General features: G+C 48.1%; 2 pseudogenes. Both read left to right on the forward strand.

Annotated elements, in window-relative coordinates:
• Nucleotides 1-106: pseudogene (locus tag J2S00_RS20010) on the forward strand (DUF4277 domain-containing protein); the annotation flags it as partial.
• A 137-nt stretch (nt 107-243) separates the two neighbouring features.
• Nucleotides 244-1,026, forward strand: a pseudogene (gene istA / locus J2S00_RS19830) (IS21 family transposase); the annotation flags it as partial.
• Nucleotides 1,027-1,179: the final 153 nt, after the last annotated feature.

Raw genomic sequence — 1,179 nt, forward strand, 5'->3', positions numbered from 1 at the left:
GCTCGGACCAGGCGTACAGGCATCTGACCTTAATGATGATGCACTCGCCCGGGCCTTGGATACCCTTTACAAAATCGGGTTGCAAGACATTTATTTGTTTATGGCAAACTAAAAATGTCATGTTTGGCAACCAATTTATGCAGGTAATTGAGGAGGTGAAATAAAAACCACTTGCCAACATCCCCCATCCATCATACACTTCCTGTTATTGGACCAACAATGACAGGAGGTATGAAAAAGGAGATGCTAGAAGTGGTTGAAATCAATTATATCAAACATGAAGTCAACAGGAAAGACCGGTCGTATGCATCGGTTGCCAAGCAGATGGGCCGGGATCCCCGAACCGTTAAGAAATATGCTGACATGGAAGATTTCACACCAGGGCCAAAGCCCAAACAGCAACGTCCATCACCGGTCATGGATCCGGTCAAGCCGATCATTGACGAATGGCTCAGGGAAGATATGAAAAAGAAGAAAAAGTACCGGCGGACAGCCAAACGCATGTGGCAGCTCCTCAGGCGGGACTACCAGTTTCAAGGTTCAGCCCGCAGTGTCCGACACTATGTAGCTCAAAAGAAAAAGGAGCTGGAAGAGGAGCAGGAGACAGCGCTGCCACTGGCAGCATATCCCGGAACGGCACAGGTCGACTTTGGGGAAGCGCCGTTTAAACGGCAAGGGAAAATCATCGATCTGCCCTTTCTGGTTCTCTCCTTTCCTTACAGCAATGCCTTTTATGTGCAAGTTTTTGAGTCGCAAAATACAGAATGTTTTTTAGAAGGGTTAAAACGTATCTTTCACCACATGGGGGGTGTTCCCACCACGATCCGGTTTGACAATCTCGCGCCGGCTGTAAAAAAGATCCACCCCAATGGTCAGCGGGAGCTGACCGATGCCTTTCAGCGTTTTGTATGGCATTACGGCTTTGAATATGAGTTCTGTAACCCCGGCAGTGGCCATGAGAAAGGTCATGTGGAGGCGATGGTCAAATATATTCGTCACAACTTTTTCCTGCCGGAACAGGCGGTTGAAGACCCTGAGTTCGACAGTAACTAGGTAAACAAATCGCTCATAAACCCATGATACACCTGGGTTTATGAGCGATTCAGTATGGTTGGTACGTGTATCTATGAACTTGGCTGGATCTCGAGGAACCTTGGGGGAGGTTCAACGCCTACAGCT

The organism is Caldalkalibacillus uzonensis (assembly GCF_030814135.1).
GTDB classification, from domain to species: domain Bacteria; phylum Bacillota; class Bacilli; order Caldalkalibacillales; family Caldalkalibacillaceae; genus Caldalkalibacillus; species Caldalkalibacillus uzonensis.